Origin of the sequence: Streptomyces fradiae (assembly GCF_041270065.1) — a bacterium.
GTDB lineage: Bacteria > Actinomycetota > Actinomycetes > Streptomycetales > Streptomycetaceae > Streptomyces.
This window is the reverse complement of sequence record NZ_CP065958.1, coordinates 212630-231832: the sequence shown is the minus strand read 5'-3', so window position 1 is coordinate 231832 and position 19203 is coordinate 212630. Positions and strand designations below refer to the sequence as shown.

At 72.7% G+C, this 19203-nt stretch carries 14 protein-coding genes and 1 pseudogene; 14 read left to right on the top strand and 1 reads right to left on the bottom strand.

What is annotated here, in order from left to right:
* Window positions 1-49 precede the first annotated feature (49 nt).
* The 14 genes and pseudogenes from JAO84_RS00990 (at window position 50) to JAO84_RS00925 (ending at window position 18133) form a co-directional block, all read left to right on the top strand.
* Complete coding sequence (locus JAO84_RS00990; protein WP_370409530.1) at window positions 50-1282, top strand: aminotransferase class V-fold PLP-dependent enzyme; 1233 nt, start codon at window positions 50-52, stop codon at window positions 1280-1282.
* Complete coding sequence (locus tag JAO84_RS00985) at window positions 1267-2601, top strand: sugar ABC transporter substrate-binding protein (protein WP_370409528.1); 1335 nt, start codon at window positions 1267-1269, stop codon at window positions 2599-2601. The genes JAO84_RS00990 and JAO84_RS00985 overlap by 16 nt, the downstream gene beginning before the upstream one ends.
* Window positions 2602-2603: 2 nt before the next feature.
* A complete protein-coding gene (locus JAO84_RS00980) occupies window positions 2604-3608 on the top strand; it encodes a carbohydrate ABC transporter permease (protein WP_370409526.1) in 1005 nt (334 codons plus the stop codon).
* The gene (locus JAO84_RS00975) at window positions 3605-4420 is read left to right on the top strand and encodes a carbohydrate ABC transporter permease (RefSeq protein ID WP_370409524.1); all 816 of its coding nucleotides are present in this window, start codon (window positions 3605-3607) and stop codon (window positions 4418-4420) included. The genes JAO84_RS00980 and JAO84_RS00975 overlap by 4 nt, the downstream gene beginning before the upstream one ends.
* A 5-nt stretch (window positions 4421-4425) precedes the next feature.
* On the top strand, window positions 4426-6324 hold the full coding sequence (locus JAO84_RS00970; RefSeq protein WP_370409522.1) for a glycoside hydrolase family 36 protein: 1899 nt from the start codon (window positions 4426-4428) through the stop codon (window positions 6322-6324).
* Window positions 6325-6390: 66 nt separating this feature from the next.
* The gene (locus JAO84_RS00965; protein WP_370409520.1) at window positions 6391-7419 is read left to right on the top strand and encodes a LacI family DNA-binding transcriptional regulator; all 1029 of its coding nucleotides are present in this window, start codon (window positions 6391-6393) and stop codon (window positions 7417-7419) included.
* 210 nt (window positions 7420-7629) lie between these two features.
* Window positions 7630-8610 carry an alpha/beta hydrolase-fold protein gene (locus tag JAO84_RS00960; protein ID WP_370409518.1) on the top strand — a complete coding sequence of 327 codons (981 nt, stop codon included), beginning with the start codon at window positions 7630-7632 and terminating at the stop codon, window positions 8608-8610.
* 13 nt (window positions 8611-8623) lie between these two features.
* On the top strand, window positions 8624-10180 hold the full coding sequence (locus JAO84_RS00955; RefSeq protein WP_370409516.1) for a peptidoglycan DD-metalloendopeptidase family protein: 1557 nt from the start codon (window positions 8624-8626) through the stop codon (window positions 10178-10180).
* A 14-nt stretch (window positions 10181-10194) separates the two neighbouring features.
* Window positions 10195-11664, top strand: coding sequence for a hypothetical protein (locus JAO84_RS00950; RefSeq protein WP_370409514.1), 1470 nt, complete (start codon window positions 10195-10197; stop codon window positions 11662-11664).
* A gap of 33 nt (window positions 11665-11697) precedes the next feature.
* A complete protein-coding gene (locus JAO84_RS00945) occupies window positions 11698-13749 on the top strand; it encodes a family 43 glycosylhydrolase (protein WP_370409512.1) in 2052 nt (683 codons plus the stop codon).
* A 150-nt stretch (window positions 13750-13899) separates the two neighbouring features.
* Window positions 13900-14685: a serine/threonine protein kinase gene (locus JAO84_RS00940; RefSeq protein ID WP_370409510.1), complete on the top strand. Its 786-nt coding sequence runs from the start codon at window positions 13900-13902 to the stop codon at window positions 14683-14685.
* Window positions 14686-14691: 6 nt separating this feature from the next.
* Entirely contained in the window at window positions 14692-16086 is a 1395-nt protein-coding gene (locus tag JAO84_RS00935) for a serine/threonine-protein kinase (protein ID WP_370409508.1), read from the top strand.
* 219 nt (window positions 16087-16305) lie between these two features.
* The gene (locus tag JAO84_RS00930) at window positions 16306-16938 is read left to right on the top strand and encodes an MBL fold metallo-hydrolase (protein ID WP_370409506.1); all 633 of its coding nucleotides are present in this window, start codon (window positions 16306-16308) and stop codon (window positions 16936-16938) included.
* A gap of 83 nt (window positions 16939-17021) precedes the next feature.
* Window positions 17022-18133 (top strand): annotated as a pseudogene (locus tag JAO84_RS00925) (transposase).
* A 148-nt stretch (window positions 18134-18281) separates the two neighbouring features.
* Here the strand turns inward: JAO84_RS00925 and JAO84_RS00920 are convergent.
* Window positions 18282-19199 (bottom strand): hypothetical protein, encoded by a 918-nt coding sequence (locus JAO84_RS00920; protein WP_370409504.1) that lies wholly within the window; start codon window positions 19197-19199, stop codon window positions 18282-18284.
* Between the last annotated feature and the right edge of the window lie 4 nt (window positions 19200-19203).

The following is a 19203-nucleotide window of genomic DNA, read 5'->3' as shown; positions in this document are numbered from 1 at the left end:
TAATTTGAACGATCAAATCCAGGATCCATCCCCTTCCGGTGGTCCGCCGGTGGGCTATCTCGACTACGCCAGGGTCGGCCCGCTCGCCCCCGTGGCCGCCGCCGCGTTCGCCGACGCGACCGCCCTGGCCGGCCGGGCCGGCCCCGGCGACCTGGACCGGCTCTTCGCCCTCAGCGACGCCGCCCGTGGCTCGGCGGCCAGGTTCCTCGAGGCCCGACCCCACGAGATCGCCCTCTCCCCGTCCACCAGCAACGGTCTCTTCACCGTTGCCGCCGCTCTGCGCGGACCCGGCACCGTACTGGTGCCCCGGTACGAGTTCCCCGCCAACGTCTACCCCTGGATCCGCTTCGCCGGCCGGGGCGGCCCGGACGTCCGCCTCGTCGATCCGGACGGGCACCGGCACATCTCTCCCGACCTCCTGCGCCGGCATCTCACTCCCGAGGTCACGGCACTCACCGTCAGTGCCGTCGACTCGCTCACCGGACACGTGGCACCGCTCGCCGCGCTCAAGGAGATCCTCGGGCCGGACCGACTGCTGATCGTCGACGGGATCCAGGGGCTCGGCGCCGTCCCCCTTGAGGCGGACGCCGCCGACATCCTCGTCAGCGGAGGCCAGAAATGGCTGCGATCCGGTTGGGGAGCCGCACTGCTGTTGATCCGCGACCGGTGCGCCGAGCGACTGGCTCCCGGCATCGGCGGCTGGGCCGGCGTCACGGAGCCCTTCGCGACGCGGCATCCGGCGCCGCCGTTGCCCGGGGCCGCCGCGCACCTCGCCACCAACCCGGACTTCCCGGCCGCGGCGGCCCTCGGCGCGGCCATCGACGAACTGCTCGACCGGGGCGGCCCGGCCGCCATGGGCCCCCGCATCCGGGCCACCCTGGCCGAATTGCTCGACCGGGCGCGGCGGGCGGGTGCCGAGGTCCTGCTGGACGGGCTGGGGGAGCGGGAGCGGGCCGGCATCGGCACCTTCCGCCTCCCCGGTCACGACCCCGTCACCGTCCACCACGCCCTCGGAGCGGCCGGTGTGATCACCACCCGCCGCGGCGAGTGGATCCGGCTCTCGCCGCACGCCTCCACCTCGGCCGCCGCGACGGACCTGTTCGCCGAGGCGCTGCACACGCTCACCCACCGGGCGAGCCGCATCCTCACGAGTCACATCCGGACCAGCAGCAACACCAGCACCAGCAGCGACACCAGTACCAGCGCAAGCAACACCAGCGCCAGCCCCAGCCCCAGCACCGACAACCCTCGTACGCAGGAGCCGACATGTCCCACCACCTGAGCCGCCGCCAGATCCTCCACCTCGCCACCGCCTCCGCCGCCGGACTCGGCCTGACCGCCTGTGGCAGCGGCGGATCGGGCGGCGGCACCGGCGGGGCCGACGGCGACAGCGGTCCGATCACCGTCTGGAGCTGGACCACCGCGGCCGAGGCCCTGCGTGGCGTCGTCCCCTCCTTCGAGCGGGACAACCCCGGCATCAAGGTCGACGTCCAGGACCTCGGCAACCCCGCCATCTGGGACAAGATCACCGTCGGGCTCGCCTCGGGCGGCAAGGGACTCGCCGACGTCCTCCACATCGGTGTCGACTACCTGCCCGGTTACCTGGAGAAGTTCCCCCAGGGCCTCGCCGACCTGTCCAGGCTCGGTGCCGACCGGTACAAGGACGCGTTCGTCGAGGGCCTGTGGCCGACCGTCATAGGCAAGGACAGAGCCGTCCATGCCCTCCCCTGGGAGGTCAACCCCCTCGGACTGTTCTACCGGCACGACTACTTCGAGAAGGCCGGCGTCGACCCGGCCTCCCTCACCAGCTGGGACGACCTGATCGCCGCCGGACCGAAGATCCTCGCCGCCACCGGCGCGCAGCTGCTCGGCCTCGACAAGCCCGGCACCACCCAGGACATGGACTTCTTCCAGAACCTGATGCAGCTTCAGGGAGCCTTCTACTTCGACCACGACGGAAGGGTCACCCTCGCCTCCAAGGAGGCGATCCAGGCCCTCACCGTCATCAAGCGGCTCAACGACGCCGGGCTCCTCGCCGACACCGCGGGACAGGGCACCTGGAAGCGGCTCGTCGGCCAGGGCAAGCTCGCCACCGCCCCGTACCCCGCCTGGGCCATCGAGTACCTGGCCACCAAGTTCCCCGCACAGAGCGGAAAGTGGCGCGTCATGCAGCCGCCCGCCGCTGTCCCCGGCGGGGGCCGCAGCGCCATCGTCAACTCCACCTACCTGACCGTCTCCGCCACCAGCAAGCGCCGGAAGGCCGCCTGGCGTTTCGTCGAGTACGCGCTGACCAAGCCGGCCGAGATCAACCGGATGTTCGCCTCCGGCGGCGTCTTCCCCGCCCTCAAGTCGGCCTACGCCGACCCGAAGTTCAGCGCACCGCACCCCTTCTACGGCGGCCAGCGGGTGCTGCGCTCCTTCGTCGACTCGCTCGGGGCCGGGGCGGACGCGACCAACTTCACCGGCGACTACAGCCGCGCCCTGAAGCTCGCGAGCGACGCCCAGAGCCAGGTCCTGGTCAAGGGCGCCGACCCGGCCGAGGCGCTCAGGGCCGCGTCGAAGCAGCTCGTCCAGCAGACCGGTCGGCAGCAGGGGGCCTGATCATGTCCCTCGCCCCGCCCGAACGCGCCCCCGACCCCCGGGCCGCGACCGCCCGGGCAACCGCCCCCGCGACCGGTGTACCCGCCGGAGCCGCCGGTCGCGGCGTCCGTGGACCCGCAGGCCGCCCCGCCCGGCCGGGCCGGCGACGGCTGCTGACCCGTGGCTCCTTCCCGTACCTGCTGATCACGCCCGCCGTCCTGGGCTTCGCCGTCTTCAAGGCGTACCCCATCGCCGCCTCGTTCTGGATCAGCCTCACCATCGGCAATGGCGACAGCGAGCGGTTCGCCGGACTCGCCAACTACCGGCGCCTCCTGGCGGACCCGCTGTTCTGGACCGCGCTCAGGAACACCGCGCTCATCCTGGTCGTCCAGGTGCCGCTGATGCTCGGCCTCGCCCTGCTCGTCGCGCTCGGCCTCAACTCCACCAAGGTCTGGCTGCGTCCGCTCTGGCGACTCGGCGTCTTCATCCCGTCCCTGACCGGCCTGGTCGCCGCCGGCGTGATGTTCTCCGTCATCCTCAACCGTGACGCCGGACTGCTGAACTGGGTGCTCTCGCTCGTCGGCGTCGATCCGGTGAACTGGCTCGGCAGCCCCTTCTGGGCCCGCGTCGCCGTCGTCCTCGTCATCACCTGGCACTACACCGGCTACAACGCCGTCATGTACCTCGCCGGACTCCAGGGAATTCCCCGGGAGTTGTACGAGGCCGCCATGGTCGACGGCGCGGGTCCGGTCCGCCGCTTCTTCGCCATCACCCTGCCCCAGCTGCGGCCGATCCTGCTCCTCACCGTGGTGCTCTCCACCATCGGCACCCTCCAGCTCTTCGACGAGCCGTACGTCCTCACCGGAGGCGGTCCCGACAACTCCACCCTCACGGTCACCATGTACCTCTACAACAACGGCTTCAAGTACTTCGACTTCGGCTACGCCTCGGCCCTCGCCTACGCCCTCGCGCTGATCGTCTCCGTCCTCGGCATCGTCCAGGTCCGCCTGATGGGAGAGCGCCGATGAAGACGCGCGGCCCCCTGCTCACGCTGTTGCTCGCAGGCGCCTTCGGGCTCTGTGTCGGTCCGTTCTACTGGCTCGCCATGGCCGCCACCCAGGACGACAGGGACGTGTTCTCCTGGCCGCCGAAGCTGCTGCCCGGAGGCCACCTGCTGGACAACCTCCAAGGGCTTCAGGAGTCCGTCGGCCTCGCCCGCGTCCTCCTCAACACCGTCGTGGTGGCGGGTGTCCAGACCGTCGGGGCCGTCGTCGTCTCGGTCCTGGCCGGCTACGCCTTCGCCAAGTTCGACTTCCGCGGACGCAGGCTGTTCTTCGCCCTGTTGCTCAGCACCCTGGTCATCCCCGACACGGTGATGCTGATCCCGATCTTCCAGATGATGATGGAACTGGGTCTGATCGACACCTATCAGTCCGTCATCCTGCCCGGTCTGGTCACCCCGTTCGGCATCTTCCTGATGCGGCAGGCGCTGCGGTCCATGCCCGACGAACTCCTGGACGCGGCCCGCGTCGACGGCGCCGGTGAGCTGCGGGTGCTGTGGCGGATCGTCGTCCCGGTCAACCGGCCGATCATCGCCGCCCTCGCCCTGTTCGTCTTCCTGGGCAGCTGGAACCAGTTCGTCTGGCCGCTGATCGCGCTGCGCAGCCCCGAGATGTTCACGCTCCCCGTGGCCACGGCCACCCTCCAGGGCCTTTCGACCACCAATTACGGACAGCTGCTGCTGGCCAGTGCCATCGCCGCCATCCCCGTGATGGCCCTCTTCCTCGTCCTGCAACGCCAATTCATCTCCGGCCTGCTCGCCGGGGCCACCAAGGAGTGACCACAGTGACCACCCCACCGGAGACCACCGCGCCGGACCCCACCGCGCCGGAGACCACCGCGCCGGACCCCACCGCCGGGCAGCCCGTCCCGGTCTGGCGCCCCAACGCTCCCACGGAGACCACCCCCGGCACCGTCGCCCACCGGGAGCTCCGCACCGACCTGCTCCACCCCACCGGAGCCCCGCTCACCGTTCACCTCACCGGGCTCGGCAGCGACCGGTGGGAGGCGGCCGCCACCCGGCTCGCCGACGGCGTCGCGCTCATCGAGGTCAGGGCGACGGACGCGGTCACCCTCCGCGCCGAATGGCGCGTCCCCTGCGTCGGAGCCACCGCCTACTGGACCCCGGACACCGCTGCCTCCCGCTGGCTTCCGCCGTCCTGGAGCGCCCCCCGCACCGTCTCGCTCGCCCTGGGCGCCCCCGTCGCCAGCCTGGTCGGCACCGACGACCGCGCCCTGTGCACCGCCGCGGCGGGCGAGACGGCCGCCCCCGTACGCGTCGGTGCCGGCGTGGTGGAGGAGAGCGGCGAGTTCGCCTTCACGGTCGAGCAGGAACTCGCCCCGGGCGGACCGCCGTTGAGCGTACGGATCGACCTCAGCGGCCGGCACTTCGCCGCCACCCTGCGGGCCGTCACCGACTGGTGGGCCGAGGGTACGGACCACCCCGGCATCGCCCCCGCCGCACGCATGCCCGCCTACTCCACCTGGTACAGCCTCCACCAGAACGTCGACACCGCCACCGTCGAACACCAGGCGGCCCTGGCCGCGGCCGTCGGCTGCGAGAGCGTCATCGTCGACGACGGCTGGCAGACCTCCGACCGTACGCGCGGCTACGGGCACTGCGGCGACTGGGAGCCCAACCCGAAGGCCTTCCCCGCCCCCGCGGCCCACGTCGCGGAGGTCCATCGCCTCGGCCTCGCCTACCTCCTCTGGTACGCGCTGCCGTTCATCGGCCGTCACAACGAGGCCTGGGACCGCTTCAAGGGACGGATCCTCCGCGAGGAACCCCACCTGGACGCGGCCGTGCTCGACCCCCGCCACCCCGAGGTCCGCGCCTACCTGATCGACAAGGTGTCCCGCGCCGTCGAGGACTGGGGCATGGACGGCGTGAAGCTCGACTTCATCGACCGCTTCGCCGTCACCGACCCCCCGCCCGCCCCGGCCGGCGCCGACCACGCCACCGTCCACGACGGCGTACGCCGGCTGGTCGCCGACCTCGACGCCCGGCTGCGCCGTACCCGGCCCGACGTGATCGTCGAGCACCGACAGCCGTACGTCAGCCCCGGCCTCTGGCCGTACGCCACCATGGTCCGGGGGACCGACTGCCCGCTCAGCCCCGCGGAGAACCGCCAGCGCACCGTCGACTGCCGGCTCACCGCGGGCCCGCTCGCCGTCCACGCCGACATGATCATGTGGCACCCCGCCGAGACGCCCGAGTCGGTGGCCGTCCACCTCGTCAACGCCCTGTTCGCGGTCCCGCAGATCTCCGTCGACCTCGGCGCCCAGACCCCTGCCCAACTCGCCACCCTGCGCTTCTGGCTCGGCGTCTTCCGCCGGTACGCCGAGGTCCTTCAGCTGGGTGCCCTGGAACCCGCCCGTCCCGACCTCGGATACCCCCTGGTTCGCGCCCACGACCCCCGCACCACGGTGGTCGCCCGCTACGCACCGCTGCCCGTCGCCCTCCCGGAACGGGACGACACGGACATCCCGCAGGTCCTTCTCGTCGCCAACGCCGACAGCGACCCGGTGGTGCTCCTCACGGCCACCCGGCCGGAACGGGCCCTCGCCCTGGTCCAGGACTGCCGTGGTGAGATCCTGTCCGAGAACGTGCTCGACCTCGTCGCCGGGGTGAACCCGGTGACCGTACCGACCGGCGGACTCCTCACCCTGACCCGCGAGGTCTGAACGACGGCGGGCTGCGGGCGGCCGGTCGCCGCCCGCAGCCCGCCGACCACTGCCCACAGAGGAACGATGACCGCTCGACAGGTGACCATCGAGGACGTGGCACGTCTGGCGGGAGTCTCCCGCCAGACCGTCTCGAACGCCCTCAACGCCCCCCACCGGCTGCGCGCGAGCACACTCGCCCGGGTCACCGCCGCCATCGAGGAGCTCGGCTACCAGCCCGATCAGTCCGCTCGCAGTCTGCGTACCGGCACCCGCAAGGTCATCGGCTATCCCGCACCCGCCGACAATCCCGCCGACCCCAACCCCCTGATGGGCGGCTTCCTCCAGGCGCTCGTCAGCGCCGCCGACGCCGTGGGCCACCGCGTGCTGCTGTTCCGCTGCGACCCCCAACAGGGCGCCCGGGCGGTCGCCAAGTCACTGAACGGGCTCATCGCCGCCCGCCAGGTCGACGGGTTCGTCCTCTCCGACGTCATCCACGACGACACCCGGGTCGACGCGCTCACCGAGGCCGGATTCCCGTTCGTCGCCTTCGGCCGCACGGCTCCCGGCCGCCCGCAGACCTGGGTGGACATCGACTCCGCCGCCGCCACCGCCGAGCTGGTCCGCCTCCTGCTCGGACAGGGCCACCGCCGCATCTGTTACGTCAACTCCGCCGCCTCCCTGCCCTGGCTCGCCGACCGAAGGGCCGGCCTGCTCCAGGCCGCCGCGGCCGCCCCCGACGGCGCCTTCGAGGTCGGCGTCCCCGACGACGACCCGGCCGCGCTCGCCCACGCGCTCCAGCGTCTGCTGGTCGGACCCGACCGCCCGACCGCCCTGGTCTGCGCGAGCGACTGGCTCGCCCTGACCGCCTACCAGGCCGTCCGCGCGGCCGGCCTCACCGTCGGCACCGACGTCGCCGTCACCGGCTTCAACGACATCCCGCTCTGCACGCTGCTCCAGCCCGCCCTCACCAGCGTGCGCCTCCCGCTCGCCGACATCGCCCACGTGCTCGTCGACCGACTGATCACCGTGGTCGAGGGCACCGCCACCGCACCGGCGACCGGACTCCTGCTTCCGGCGACGCCGGTCGTACGCGACAGCACACCGAGCCGGTAGGCCATCGCGGCGCCGTCGAACGCGTGAGCGGGCCACCCCGCGGGCCCTGAGGGCCGTGCCGAGGGCCCTATCCCACACCGCCCGCTCCTGTCAGTCCGTAACCTTCCGGATTCTCCGCGGGGGAGGGACGTCGCTACCTTCCGAACCGCCCGTCACGGGCGGCCGGAACGGCCGGCGCCACGCGCTTCCCCTCTCCCCCTGGAGGTCACGTTGACCGCGCAGCAGCCTTCGCGCAGGAACATCCTCAAGTCCGCCGGCGGGCTCACCGCCGCCCTGGCCCTCGGCGCCGGCGGCGTCCTGGCCGCCGCCCCCACGGCCGCGGCGGCCGGTGACGGCTTCGGGCTGCGGATCGTCGAGCGCAACGAGGGCGACCCCCGCATGTGGTACTACCGCTTCCAGACGGACGCCATCGGCTGGAACCCGGCCGTCAACGTCCTGCTGCCGGACGACTACCACTGGAGCGGCCGCACCTACCCCGTCCTCTATCTGCTGCACGGTGGCCTGGAGGACTTCATCACCTTCGACGCCCACCACAACATCCGGGGCCTGACCGCCGGCAAGGGCCTCATCGTCGTGATGCCCGACGGCGGACGCGCCGGCTGGTACTCCAACCCGGTGAGCTCGGCCGTCGGCTCGCGCAACTGGGAGCACTTCCACATGTCCCAGCTGCTGCCGTGGGTCGAGGCGAACTTCCGCACCTACGCGGAGTACGACGGCCGGGCCGTCTCCGGCTTCTCCATGGGCGGCTTCGGCGCGCTGAAGTACACGGCCAAGTACTACGGGCACTTCGCCTCCGTCAGCGCCCACTCCGGCCCGGCCAGCCTGCGCGGCTTCAACGGCGCGGTCACCCACTGGGCGAACCTGTCCTCGGCCGCCGTGGAGCTCGGCGGCGGCAGTGTCTACGGCATGCCGTTCTGGGACGAGGCGCGGGTCAGCGCCGACAACCCGATCCAGCGCATCGAGAGCTACCGCAACAAGCGGGTCTTCCTGGTCGCCGGCACCAGCCCCGAGGACATCCAGGGCTACGCCAACGAGACCGTGGTGCTCGACACCCAGCGGGAGTTCAAGGCCAACCTCGACCGCGTGGGCATCCGCCACGAGTCGTACGAGGTGCCCGGCGGCCACTTCGTCCGCGGCGACCTGCTGGAACGGGACATCAACGGCGTCATCGACCGCCTCCGCAAGGCCTGACGGGGGGCTTCACGTGTTGTCCGCCCTTCGCCGGCGCGCGCTGCGCGCCCTGCTCGCCGCGAGCACGACCGCGGCCCTGGCCCCGGGACTGCTGGTGGCGGCGTCCCCGGCCGTCGCACAGACGCCGGTACGCGCGCCTGCCGCTCCCGCTCAGGTCCTGGGGTCCGCCACCGCCTGCCCGGCCGCCGGACCCGTCACCCAGCACTTCCACAGCGGCCACAACGGCGTGGACATCGGCGGGGCCTACGGGGCGCCGATCTACGCCGTGGGCGACGGCGTGGTGACCGTCTCCGGTTACGACGACTCCGGCTACGGGCAGTGGATCCGCATCCAGCACCCGGACGGAAAGATCTCCGAGTACGGGCACATGTACCAGCGGGACGTGTTCGAGGGCGACCACGTCGTGGCCGGCCAGCAGATCGCCCTGATCGGCTCCGAGGGCAACTCGACCGGCCCGCACCTCCACCTCCGGATCTGGGGCGACTCGTCCGCCTCGTACGGCATCGATCCCGAGCCGTACCTCGCCGAGGGCGGCGTGGAGCTGCCCTGCGTGCCCGGCAGCGGGCCGCGTCCCACGCCGCTCGTCCATCCCGTGGAGTCGGGGCGGGTGGTGTCGGCGCGTTCGGCGGACGGGCGGCTTGAGGTGTTCGCGGCCGGGGCCGACGGGATCCATCACGCGTGGCAGACGGCGGTGAATGGCGCCTGGTCGGAGTGGGAGCCGCTGGGGGGTCCGGGTGGGGCGGAGTTGGCGATCGGGCCGAACGCGGACGGGCGGCTCGAACTGTTCGCGATCAACGGGAATGTCTTCCAGCACCGTTACCAGCTCCAGCCTTCTGGCGGTTGGTCGGGGTGGGAGGACTTCGGCGGCGGCGGCAAGGACATCGCCGTCGGCGCGAACGGCGACGGGCGGCTTGAGGTCTTCGCCTCGGGGCCGGTCGGGGTCTTCCACCGGTACCAGACGGCGCCGAACGGCGGCTGGGCCGGCTGGGAGTCCGCGGGCGGCGGTCCGGCGAACAGCCGGGTCGAGATGGAGAAGGCCCCGGACGGGCGACTCGAGGTCTTCGCGCTGAACGGAGACACCTTCCAGCACCTCTACCAGACGGCGGTCAACGGCGGCTGGTCGGCGTGGGAGGACTTCGGCGGTGGAGGCCGCGATCTGACGGTCGATCACAACCAGGACGGGCGACTTGAGGTCTTCGCGTCCGGTCCGGTCGGTGTGTTCCACAAGTACCAGACGAGCCCCACGAGCTGGTCCGGTTGGGAAGGCACGGGCGGCCCGGCCGACGCACAGCTGAGCAGCCAGCGGACCGCCGACGAGCGGGTCGAGGTGTTCGCGATCAACGGCAGCGTGGCCCAGCACCTCTGGCAGACCGGCGTCAACGCGCCCTACGGCTCGTGGGAGTCCTTCGGTACGGGCGGCACGGAGGTCACCGCCACGGCGAACGACGACGGCCGCATCGAGGTGTTCGGCACCAGCCACGCGGGCGTCTTCCACAAGTGGCAGACCGGATTCGCCAGCTGGTCCGAATGGGGCTGGCTGAACAACAGCGCCGGCCCCGCGGTCGATTGAGGAGAGGACACCAGATGGCCAGCACGCAAAGCACCGCCCGAAGAGCGCCCCGTAACGTCGTCCTGTCGGCGCTCGTCTCGCTGCTCCTCGCCGCGGGCGTCCTCGCCGGCGCCTCGCCCGCGTACGCCGCCCCGAGCGATCTGTGCGCCCGGGTCGGCTACGAAGCGGGCTTCCGGGGCGACGCCCTGGTGACCGCGGTCGCCGTCGCCCTCGCCGAGTCCAGCTGCGACCCGTCGGCGACCAACACGTACAACAACACGCCCCCGTCCCGCGACCGGGGACTGTGGCAGATCAACGACTACTGGCACCCCGAGGTCGACGACGCCTGCGCCTACGACGCCCAGTGCAACGCGAACGCGGCGTACGAGATCTCCAACGGCGGCACCAACTGGCAGCCCTGGTCCACCTACAACGCGGGCCACCACCTGCGGCACCTGGACGAGGCGCGGGCCGCCGTCGACCGCCTCGGCCACCACGAGCCGGGACCCGCGCCCCTGGTGTATCCGGCGGAGTCGGGGCGGGTGGTGTCGGCGCGTTCGGCGGACGGGCGGCTTGAGGTGTTCGCGGCCGGGGCCGACGGGATCCATCACGCGTGGCAGACGGCGGTGAACGGCGCCTGGTCGGAGTGGGAGCCGCTGGGCGGTCCCGGTGGGGCGGAGTTGGCGATCGGGCCCAACGCGGACGGGCGGCTCGAACTCTTCGCGATCAACGGGAATGTCTTCCAGCACCGTTACCAGCTCCAGCCCTCCGGCGGTTGGTCGGGCTGGGAGGAGTTCGGTGGCGGCGGCAAGGACATCGCCGTCGGCGCCAATGCCGACGGACGGCTCGAAGTCTTCGCGTCCGGACCCGTGGGCGTCTTCCACAAGTACCAGACCGCGCCCAACAGCGGCTGGGCCGGCTGGGAGTCCGCCGGCGGCGGACCCGCGAACAGCCGGGTCGAGATCGAGAAGGCCCCGGACGGACGCCTGGAGGTCTTCGCGCTCAACGGAGACACCTTCCAGCACCTCTACCAGACGGCCGTGAACGGCGGCTGGTCGGCGTGGGAGGACTTCGGCGGCGGCGGTCACGACCTGACCGTCGACCACAACCAGGACGGGCGGCTCGAAGTCTTCGCGTCCGGACCGGTCGGCGTCTTCCACAAGTACCAGACCAGTGCCACCGGTTGGTCCGGCTGGGAGTCCACCGGCGGCCCCGCCGACGCGCAGCTCACCAGCGAGCGCTCTCCCGACGGCCGGGTCGAGGTCTTCGCCATCAACGGCAGCGTCGCCCAGCACCTCTGGCAGACCGGCGTCAACGCGCCCTACGGCTCCTGGGAGTCCTTCGGCACCGGCGGCACGGAGGTCACCGCCGCCACCAACGCCGACGGCCGCATCGAGGTGCTCGGCACCAGCCGGGCGGGCGTCTTCCACAAGTGGCAGACCGGATTCTCCAGTTGGTCCGAATGGGGCTGGCTCAACACGACCTCCGGTCCCGCCGTCGACTGAGCCCCGCCTCCCTCCGGAGAACAGAGAACAGCCATGCGCCCCCTCAGCAGGCGGACCCTGCTGCGGACGGCCGGAGCGGGAGCCCTCGTGCTCCCGCTCCCGGCCCGTACCGCCACCGCGACCGCCGCCACCCCCGCCCCGGCCGACACGCCCCACCAGTGGATCGCCGCCGGCCCCTTCACCCACGTCTACGACCCGTCCACGCCGGACCGCCGCCGCTACCTCAACGACCACACCCTGATCCGCGCGGGCGACCGCTGGCACCTCTTCGGCATCGCCGGCGACACCGCACCGCCCGGCCAGGCACCCGACAGTGCCGCCGAGACCGCCTTCGCCCACGCCTCCGCGCCCACCCCGTACGGGCCGTGGACCAGCCACCCCGACGCGCTCACCGTCGACCCGGCGTACCACGGCGAGGAACACCTCTGGGCGCCGCACGTCATCGAGGCGGACGGCACCTACTGGATGTTCTACGCGGCCGGCGGCCGCACCGGCGCCGCGATCAACCTCGCCACCTCCACCGACCTGTTCACCTGGACCCGGGTCCCCACAGGCCCGCTGTTCCGGGGCACCGCCGCCCGCGACCCCATGGTCCTGCGCGTCGGCACGGAATGGGTCATGTACTACACGGAGCTCTCGGCCCCCGACGGCCGCCACCTCGTGTGCCACCGCCGCTCCACCGACCTGCGGCACTGGAGCGCGCCCGGCACCGCCTTCGCCGACGCGACCACCGCCGCCGACGGCGTCTCCGTCACCGAATCGCCCTTCGTCGTCGCCCGGGACGGCTGGTACTACCTCTTCCTCGGCCCACGCGGCGGCTACGAGGGCACTGACGTCCTCGCCTCCCGCGACCCCCTCCGGTTCACCCTCGACGGCTATGCCGGACACGTCCCCGGGCACGCCGTCGAGGTCGTCACCGACGGCACCGAGACCCATGCGAGCGCCGCCGGCTGGTTCGAACACGGCCTCCACATCGCCCCGCTGCGCTGGCAGGACACCCCGCCGACCTGGCAGAGCCCCGACAACCCGGCCGCCGCCCTCGACGTGCAGGACCGGCTCACCCTGTTCGCCCTCGACGCCGCCGACCGCTCGATGCTGCGCCGCGTGCAGCTCGACCCCGCCACCGACACCTGGTCGGACTGGGAGCCCTTCGGCGGCCCTGCCGGGGCCGTGCCCACCCTCGGCCGCACCACCGACGGACGCCTGGAGGTGTTCTCGCTCGCCCCCGGCGGGGCGAATCTGCACCACCGGGTGCAGCGGCCGGACGGCGGCTGGTACGACTGGGAGGAGTTCGGCGGCCCGGCCGGAGCCGCGCCCGCCGTCGCCCGCGACGCCCTCGGCCGCCTGGAGGCGTTCGCGCTCGCCCCCGGCGGCACCCTGATCGCCCGCCGCCGCCAGAGCTCGCCCGGCTCCCTCGGCTGGGACCCGTGGGACGCGGGCTTCGGCGGCCCGGCGGGCGCCCCGCCCGTGGTCGCCGCCAACGCCGACGGGCGCCTCGAAGCCTTCGTCCTCGCCCCCGGCGGTACGGCGCTGCTCCACCGCTGGCAGGAGTCGCCCGGCGGCACCTGGTCCGCCTGGAACACCTTCGGCACCGCCGCGGGCGCCGCGCCCCGGCTCGCCCGCGACGGCAGCGGCCGGCTGACCGTCACCGCGATCGCCCCCTCCGGGACGGGCGCCTTCCACCGCCGCCAGTCGGTGCCCAGCGGCGGCTGGGACGCCTGGCAGCCGCTGCTCGGCTGGTCCGACGGCGCCCCGCTGCTCGTACCGAGCGCCGACGGGCGCCTCGAAGCCCTCGCCCCCGCCCCCGGCGGCGAACGCCTCGCCCACCGCTGGCAGACCGCCCCCGGCGGCGGCTGGGACCCGGGCGGCACCTTCGGCGAGGACTTCGGCGAACCGGGCGTCGCCCTCGCCGCGACACCGTCGGCCGCCGCCGACACCACCGGCCGGATCCATGTCTTCGCCGTCACCACCGACGGACGGATCCGCACCCGCGTCCAGGAACGGCCCTCCGGCGGCTGGTTGCCCTGGACCGGCTTCGGCGACCGGCGCCTCGCGCCCCTGCGCTCGGGAGCCGCCGCACCCTGACCCGAAACCGGGCACACCACCACCCCGCGCCCCCACCGCCCCGCGTGCGCCGCCGAAGTGGCCGATGCCACGCGGTGAATCTCCGTGCGCAGGCGGTAACGTTCGCCGTGTTCGGGCAACCATCGGCGCGCGGGACGGGGGAGCGGTGCGGTGAGCGGGATCGTCGTCCACTTACCGGAGGGCAACGGCGGCGGAACGGCCGTGACCCTGCGGCTCGGACCGGGGGAACGGGTGCGGTTCGGGCGCGGATCCGCGACCACACCGGTCGAACTCCGGCTCGCCGACGAGGCGGTGTCGCGCCTCGCCGGGGAGATCCGCGCCACCGACGACCACTGGCAGCTCAGCAACCTCAGCGCCACCCACGGCTATCTGGTCGAGAACCCCGAGGGCGCCGGCGAGTACCTGCGCGTCCCGCCGCGCCGCCTCGGCGCGCCCATCCCCTTCGAGTTCTCCCGCGTGGTGCTGCCCTCGCGCCGCGAAACCCCGCTCTCCTTCCAGGTGTTCGCCCCCGACCACGTGTATCTGGACCCGCACGCGGCGGGCGGCTCCTGGGAGAGCCGTACCCTCACCGCGTACTCGCTCGACGAGACCGCCACGTACTTCCTCGTCCTCGTCGCGCTCTGCGAGCCCTGGCTCCGCGACAGCTCACCGGTTGCCGTGCCCACCACCCCGCAGGTCGTCGAACGGCTGCGCGGACACGCCGCCGCCCGCACCCCGCTCACCGCCCGCGCGGTCAGCGCGCACATCGACTACCTCGCCGACGAGAAGCTGCGCATCGGCGCCCCCGGCCCGGACGCGGCCGGCCGTGCCGACCGCCGCAACGGCAAACGGGAGGCGGTCGTCGGGCTCGCGCTGAAGTTCGGGATCGTCACGGAGGAGCACCTGGCGCTCCTGCCGCCCCGACCCGAGCAGCAGCCGCCCGAGGCGCGGGGCTGAGGCACGATGCCGCCGACGACACCGATGCCGTACGAGCCCGCCGCGAGCGGCACCTGGGACAGCGACGGGCCGGAACTCCTGCCCCCGGGCCACCGGGTGGGGGACTGGATCGTCGACGAGCCCCTCGGCACCGGGGCCTGGGCCACCGTCTACGCCGCGCACCCGGCCGAAGCCGGGGCGGAGGAGGGGGCCGACGCGCCGTCGGTCGCCCTCAAGGTGATGCCGACCGCCGGACTCGCCCCGCGCCAGGCCCGCAACGTGGCCGAGGCCGCCCACCGCGAGGTCGAACTCGCCCGCGCCACCGGCCACCCCCGGCTGGTCCGGCTGCTCGGCTCCCTCGTCCTGGCCGCCCCCGACCGCCCCGCCCTGGACGGGGCGATCGTCCTCGTCATGGAACGCGCCCGGTGCAGCCTCCGCGAACGCCTGGCCACCCCGGTCGGCGCCGCCGAGGCCGCCCGTCTGATCACCGGCATCTGCCAGGGCCTCGCCCACCTCCACGCGGCCGGCTGGGTGCACGCCGATCTCAAGCCCGAGAACATCCTCATCGGCACCGACGGAGAGGTCCGGCTCTCCGACTTCGGCTTCGCCGTCGAACTCTCCGGCACCCACGGCTACGCCCCGCCCATGGGCACCCTCGACTACCTGCCGCCCGAACGCTGGCGCGAACCCCTCGGCGAACAGGGCGTCCGCATCCGGCCCACCGCCGACATCTGGGCCCTCGGCATCGTCGTCCACGAGGTGTTCACCGGCGGCGCCCGCCCCTTCCCCGGCGCCACCCCGACCGCCCGCGGCGCCGCCGTGCAGGAGTATGCCGCCGGGCGCACCGCCCTCCGGCTCGACCCGGCCGTCCCGGAGTTCTGGCGCGCCCTCGCCACCGACTGCCTCGCGCCCAGCCATGAAGCCCGCGCCCCGCACACCGCCGAACGCCTCCTCGCCCGCATCACCGCCGGCCGCCCCGCGCGGCCCCGGCGGCGGCGCGTGCTGCGCGCCGCGCTCCTCGCGCTCGCCGTCTGCACGGCCGTCGGCGGCGCCGTCTGGTCGTACACCGGCCGTGACGCCACCGACGACGGCCCCGCCCGGGTCCAGGTGTTCAACGCGGACCGCGGCTGCCGCGAACGCCCCGAGCGCATCCCCGAGTGCAGCCTCGGCCTGGCCATCGACCCGCGGCGCCCGTACACCGCCGAGAACGTCGTCCCCGCCCGGGTGTGGCACGGCGACCTCCTCGCCGCCGACTGCCGACTCCCCGACGGACAGCCGATCATCGACGAGGAGGACCACCGCTCCTCCGTCTGGCTACGGATCCGCCTCCCGCACGCGAGCCCGCCCGCCACGGCCTGGCTCCCCGCCGTCCGCACCCGCGACCACCCGGCCCTGCCGCCCTGCCCCCGCCCCTCGGGGTGACGGTCTCACAGGTTAGATGCTCGACGGTCGGTCCCTAGGAGCGTGTCTCAGTAACCGGCAACCCGCGTGTGTCTTGTGGTCATTCATGCTGGATGATCCCGGTATGCGTGATGGGGACGGGCTGTTCGACCTGGTTGTCACGCTGTGGAACACTCTGATCTCCTACACAGCCTGATCGAACAGGGCCCTGCCTTCGACCGTCCCTGCCATAGTGGGCGCATGCATTTGATCAAGTATGGCCACGCCTGTGTGCGCCTGGAGGCGGACGACCGGGTGCTGGTGATCGACCCGGGGACGTTCTCGGAGGCCGAAGCACTCGACGGGGTCGACGAGGTGCTGGTGACGCACGAGCACCCCGACCACCTCGACATCGCCAAGCTCGTGGCGGCGAGTCAGCGCAACTCCGCGTTCCGGGTGTACCTGCCGTCGGCAGCGATCGAGTCGGCCCCCGAGCTGGGCGGCGCGGCGGTCGCCGTCGACGCGGGGCAGCGGTTCACGGCGGCCGGGTTCGCCGTCGACGTCGTGGGCGGGGCACACGCCGAGATCTACGACGGCCTGCCCGGCTGTGCCAACGTCGGTTTCGTCGTCGACGGCACGGTCTACCACCCGGGCGACTCACTGTTCGTCCCGCCGTCGCCGGTGGAGACTCTGCTCGTGCCGGCTGCCGCACCCTGGCTCAAGCTCTCCGAGGCGCTGGACTTCGTGCAGGCGGTGCAGCCGAAGCGGGCGTTCCCGATCCACGACGCCACGCTCAACGAGCTCGGCCAGGAGTACTTCGACGGCTGGTTGGACTTCAAGGGCGGCACCGAGTACGCGCGCATCCCGGTCGGGGAGTCCGTGACAATCCGCTAAGAGCGTGTCTCAGCAGCCGGCAACCCCCGTGTGTCTCGTGATCATTCATGCGGGATGATCCCGGTATGCGTGACCAGGAGGGGCTGTTCGAGGCCGAGCCGGTCGAGCCAGAGCAGCCGCGGGCGCGTGCGGCAGCGGTGGGCAAGAAGTTCCGGGCGTTCGACCCGGGCCAGGTGCTGCTCCTGCCTCCGCCGCTGAACGACTGGCTGCCCGAAGACCACCTGGCCCGGTTCGGCGCCGACCTGGTCGACGAGGCGCTCGACCTGTCCTCGATCCTGGCCGACTACACCGAAAAGCGCGGCTACCCGCCATACGAACCCAGGCTCATGGTGCGCCTGCCTATGTCGCTCTGGACGGCACGAAGCTGGAGGTCAACGCCTCCAAGCACAAGGCGATGAGCTACGGCCGGCTCATAGACAAGGAGGAACGGAGCGAGGCTGAAATCGCCGCCCTGGAGGCCACGGCCGCCGCCCTGCTGGCCGATGCCGAGGCGAGCGGCGCCGCCCAGGCACGCGCAGGCACCAGCGACGAGCAGGCCGTCATCGACGCCGGCGAGAAGGCTGCCGCCAGGGCCCGCCCGAAGCCGAAGAGCCAGGCCAACTTCACCGATCCCGATTCGCGGATCATGAAGAACAGCGACGGCGCCTACATCCAGGCGTACAACGCCCAGGCCGTCGTCGACGAGCAGCACCAGATCATCACCGCCGCCGACGTGACGACCTGCGCCTCCGACGCACCGAACTACACGAGCATGCTCGACCAGTCCGCCGCCAACACCGGCACTCACCCCAAGCAGGCCCTCGTGGACGCCGGGTACTGCTCCGATGCGAACCTCGAAGCCGCCAGGGACCGCCAACTGTCCTGCGGCACCAACACGTTCATGGCCACCGGCCGACTCGGCCACGACGAGCACGTCCCGCCCGCACCCCGCGGACGCATCCCCAAGGATGCGAGCCTGAAGGAGCGCATGGCCCGCAAACTGCGGACCAGGCCCGGCCGGAAGGCCTACAGCCGCCGCAAGGCCATCGTCGACCCCGTCTTCGGCCAGATCATGACCTGCCAGAACGGCCGCCAGCTCCTCCTGCGCGGCGAGGACGGCGCCCGAGGCGAGTGGCAACTGCTGGCCGCCTGCCACAACCTCCGCAAGATCTTCCGCCACACCGGACCCGACGCTCTCGCCGCCGCGATCGCCTGAATGACCCAGGCCGGGCCGATCGGCCCCAGCCGAGCCGGTCGCCCGGCGGCAAGCCCGATCACCCGCCACCGGCACACAGGACCGGCCAAACACCCGGCAACCGGCGATCACACCCACCCGGCCAGATGCCCGTTGCCGACCCAGGCTCCTAGCCGACCAGGCGGCGGCACCAGTCCAGGGGTGTCACCGTGATGGCCCGGCCGGGGTCGTGGTCCCAGTCGGTGCGGAGACCGACCGCTTCGAGTGCGGCCACGACCTCCTGACCGATGGCCGCGGTGGTCTCGGACGAGCCGTCGAAGCCGCCGTAGAGGAGCGTAAGGCCGTGGCCGGCCGCGGCGGAGTCCGTGCACTGGGTGTGGAAGTAGACGAAGCCGCGCGCGTCGGGACCGCTTTCGCCGCCGATCTCGGACTGGCCGCAGCCACGGCAGCAGGTGAAGTTCTCGCGGGCCGTGATTCCGGCGTCCTCGAGGGCGGCGAACGCGCGGCTCAGGCGCTCGGGGTCCGTCTCGCCCTGCCAGGTCGCCTGCTCCGCCACCCGCTCCAGCCACAGCCGGTCGGCCAGCGCCTGGGCCTGCTCGCGCGAGACGGGCCGACGGTCACCGGTGACCAGGTAGTCCTCGGCGAGCTCGGCAAGTTCGGCACGCGAGGCGTAGCCGCCGACCAGCACCTCACGCACCCGCCGTTCGAGTTCCGCGCGCTCGTCCTCGCCGAGGTCGAGCTGCGGCGCCTCGCGGACGGGGCCCAGATCGAGGAGCGACCAGGCCGGACCGTCGTCCCAGCCGGGCTCCTGGCGGGCCCAGCCGGCCGCGGCCGCGCTCACGGCCCCGGGCTCCTCGACCGTCGCCTGGAAGTGCCGGTCGGCGGCACCGTCGCGGTACTCCAGCGTGTAGTCGCCACCGGCCTCGTGCCACACCTGGGCGAACACGTCGGGCAGGTCGGGTATCCGCTGGACCACCAGGAACCGGTCACCGGCACCACCGATCCGCCGGACCAGCGCTGCCAGCTCCTCGGCGGACACACCGACGTGCCGCTCCCCGTTCTCCGTCTTCACCACGATCTCGAGCATGCCC

Bases quoted from the DNA above. Each gene is read 5' to 3' on its own strand.
- JAO84_RS00980 (WP_370409526.1), top strand. From the start codon at position 2,604: ATGTCCCTCGCCCCGCCCGAACGCGCCCCCGACCCCCGGGCCGCGACC.
- JAO84_RS00975 (WP_370409524.1), top strand. From the start codon at position 3,605: ATGAAGACGCGCGGCCCCCTGCTCACGCTGTTGCTCGCAGGCGCCTTC.
- JAO84_RS00985 (WP_370409528.1), top strand. From the start codon at position 1,267: ATGTCCCACCACCTGAGCCGCCGCCAGATCCTCCACCTCGCCACCGCC.
- JAO84_RS00930 (WP_370409506.1), top strand. From the start codon at position 16,306: ATGCATTTGATCAAGTATGGCCACGCCTGTGTGCGCCTGGAGGCGGAC.
- JAO84_RS00935 (WP_370409508.1), top strand. From the start codon at position 14,692: ATGCCGCCGACGACACCGATGCCGTACGAGCCCGCCGCGAGCGGCACC.
- JAO84_RS00920 (WP_370409504.1), bottom strand. From the start codon at position 19,199: ATGCTCGAGATCGTGGTGAAGACGGAGAACGGGGAGCGGCACGTCGGT.
- JAO84_RS00950 (WP_370409514.1), top strand. From the start codon at position 10,195: ATGGCCAGCACGCAAAGCACCGCCCGAAGAGCGCCCCGTAACGTCGTC.
- JAO84_RS00965 (WP_370409520.1), top strand. From the start codon at position 6,391: ATGACCGCTCGACAGGTGACCATCGAGGACGTGGCACGTCTGGCGGGA.
- JAO84_RS00945 (WP_370409512.1), top strand. From the start codon at position 11,698: ATGCGCCCCCTCAGCAGGCGGACCCTGCTGCGGACGGCCGGAGCGGGA.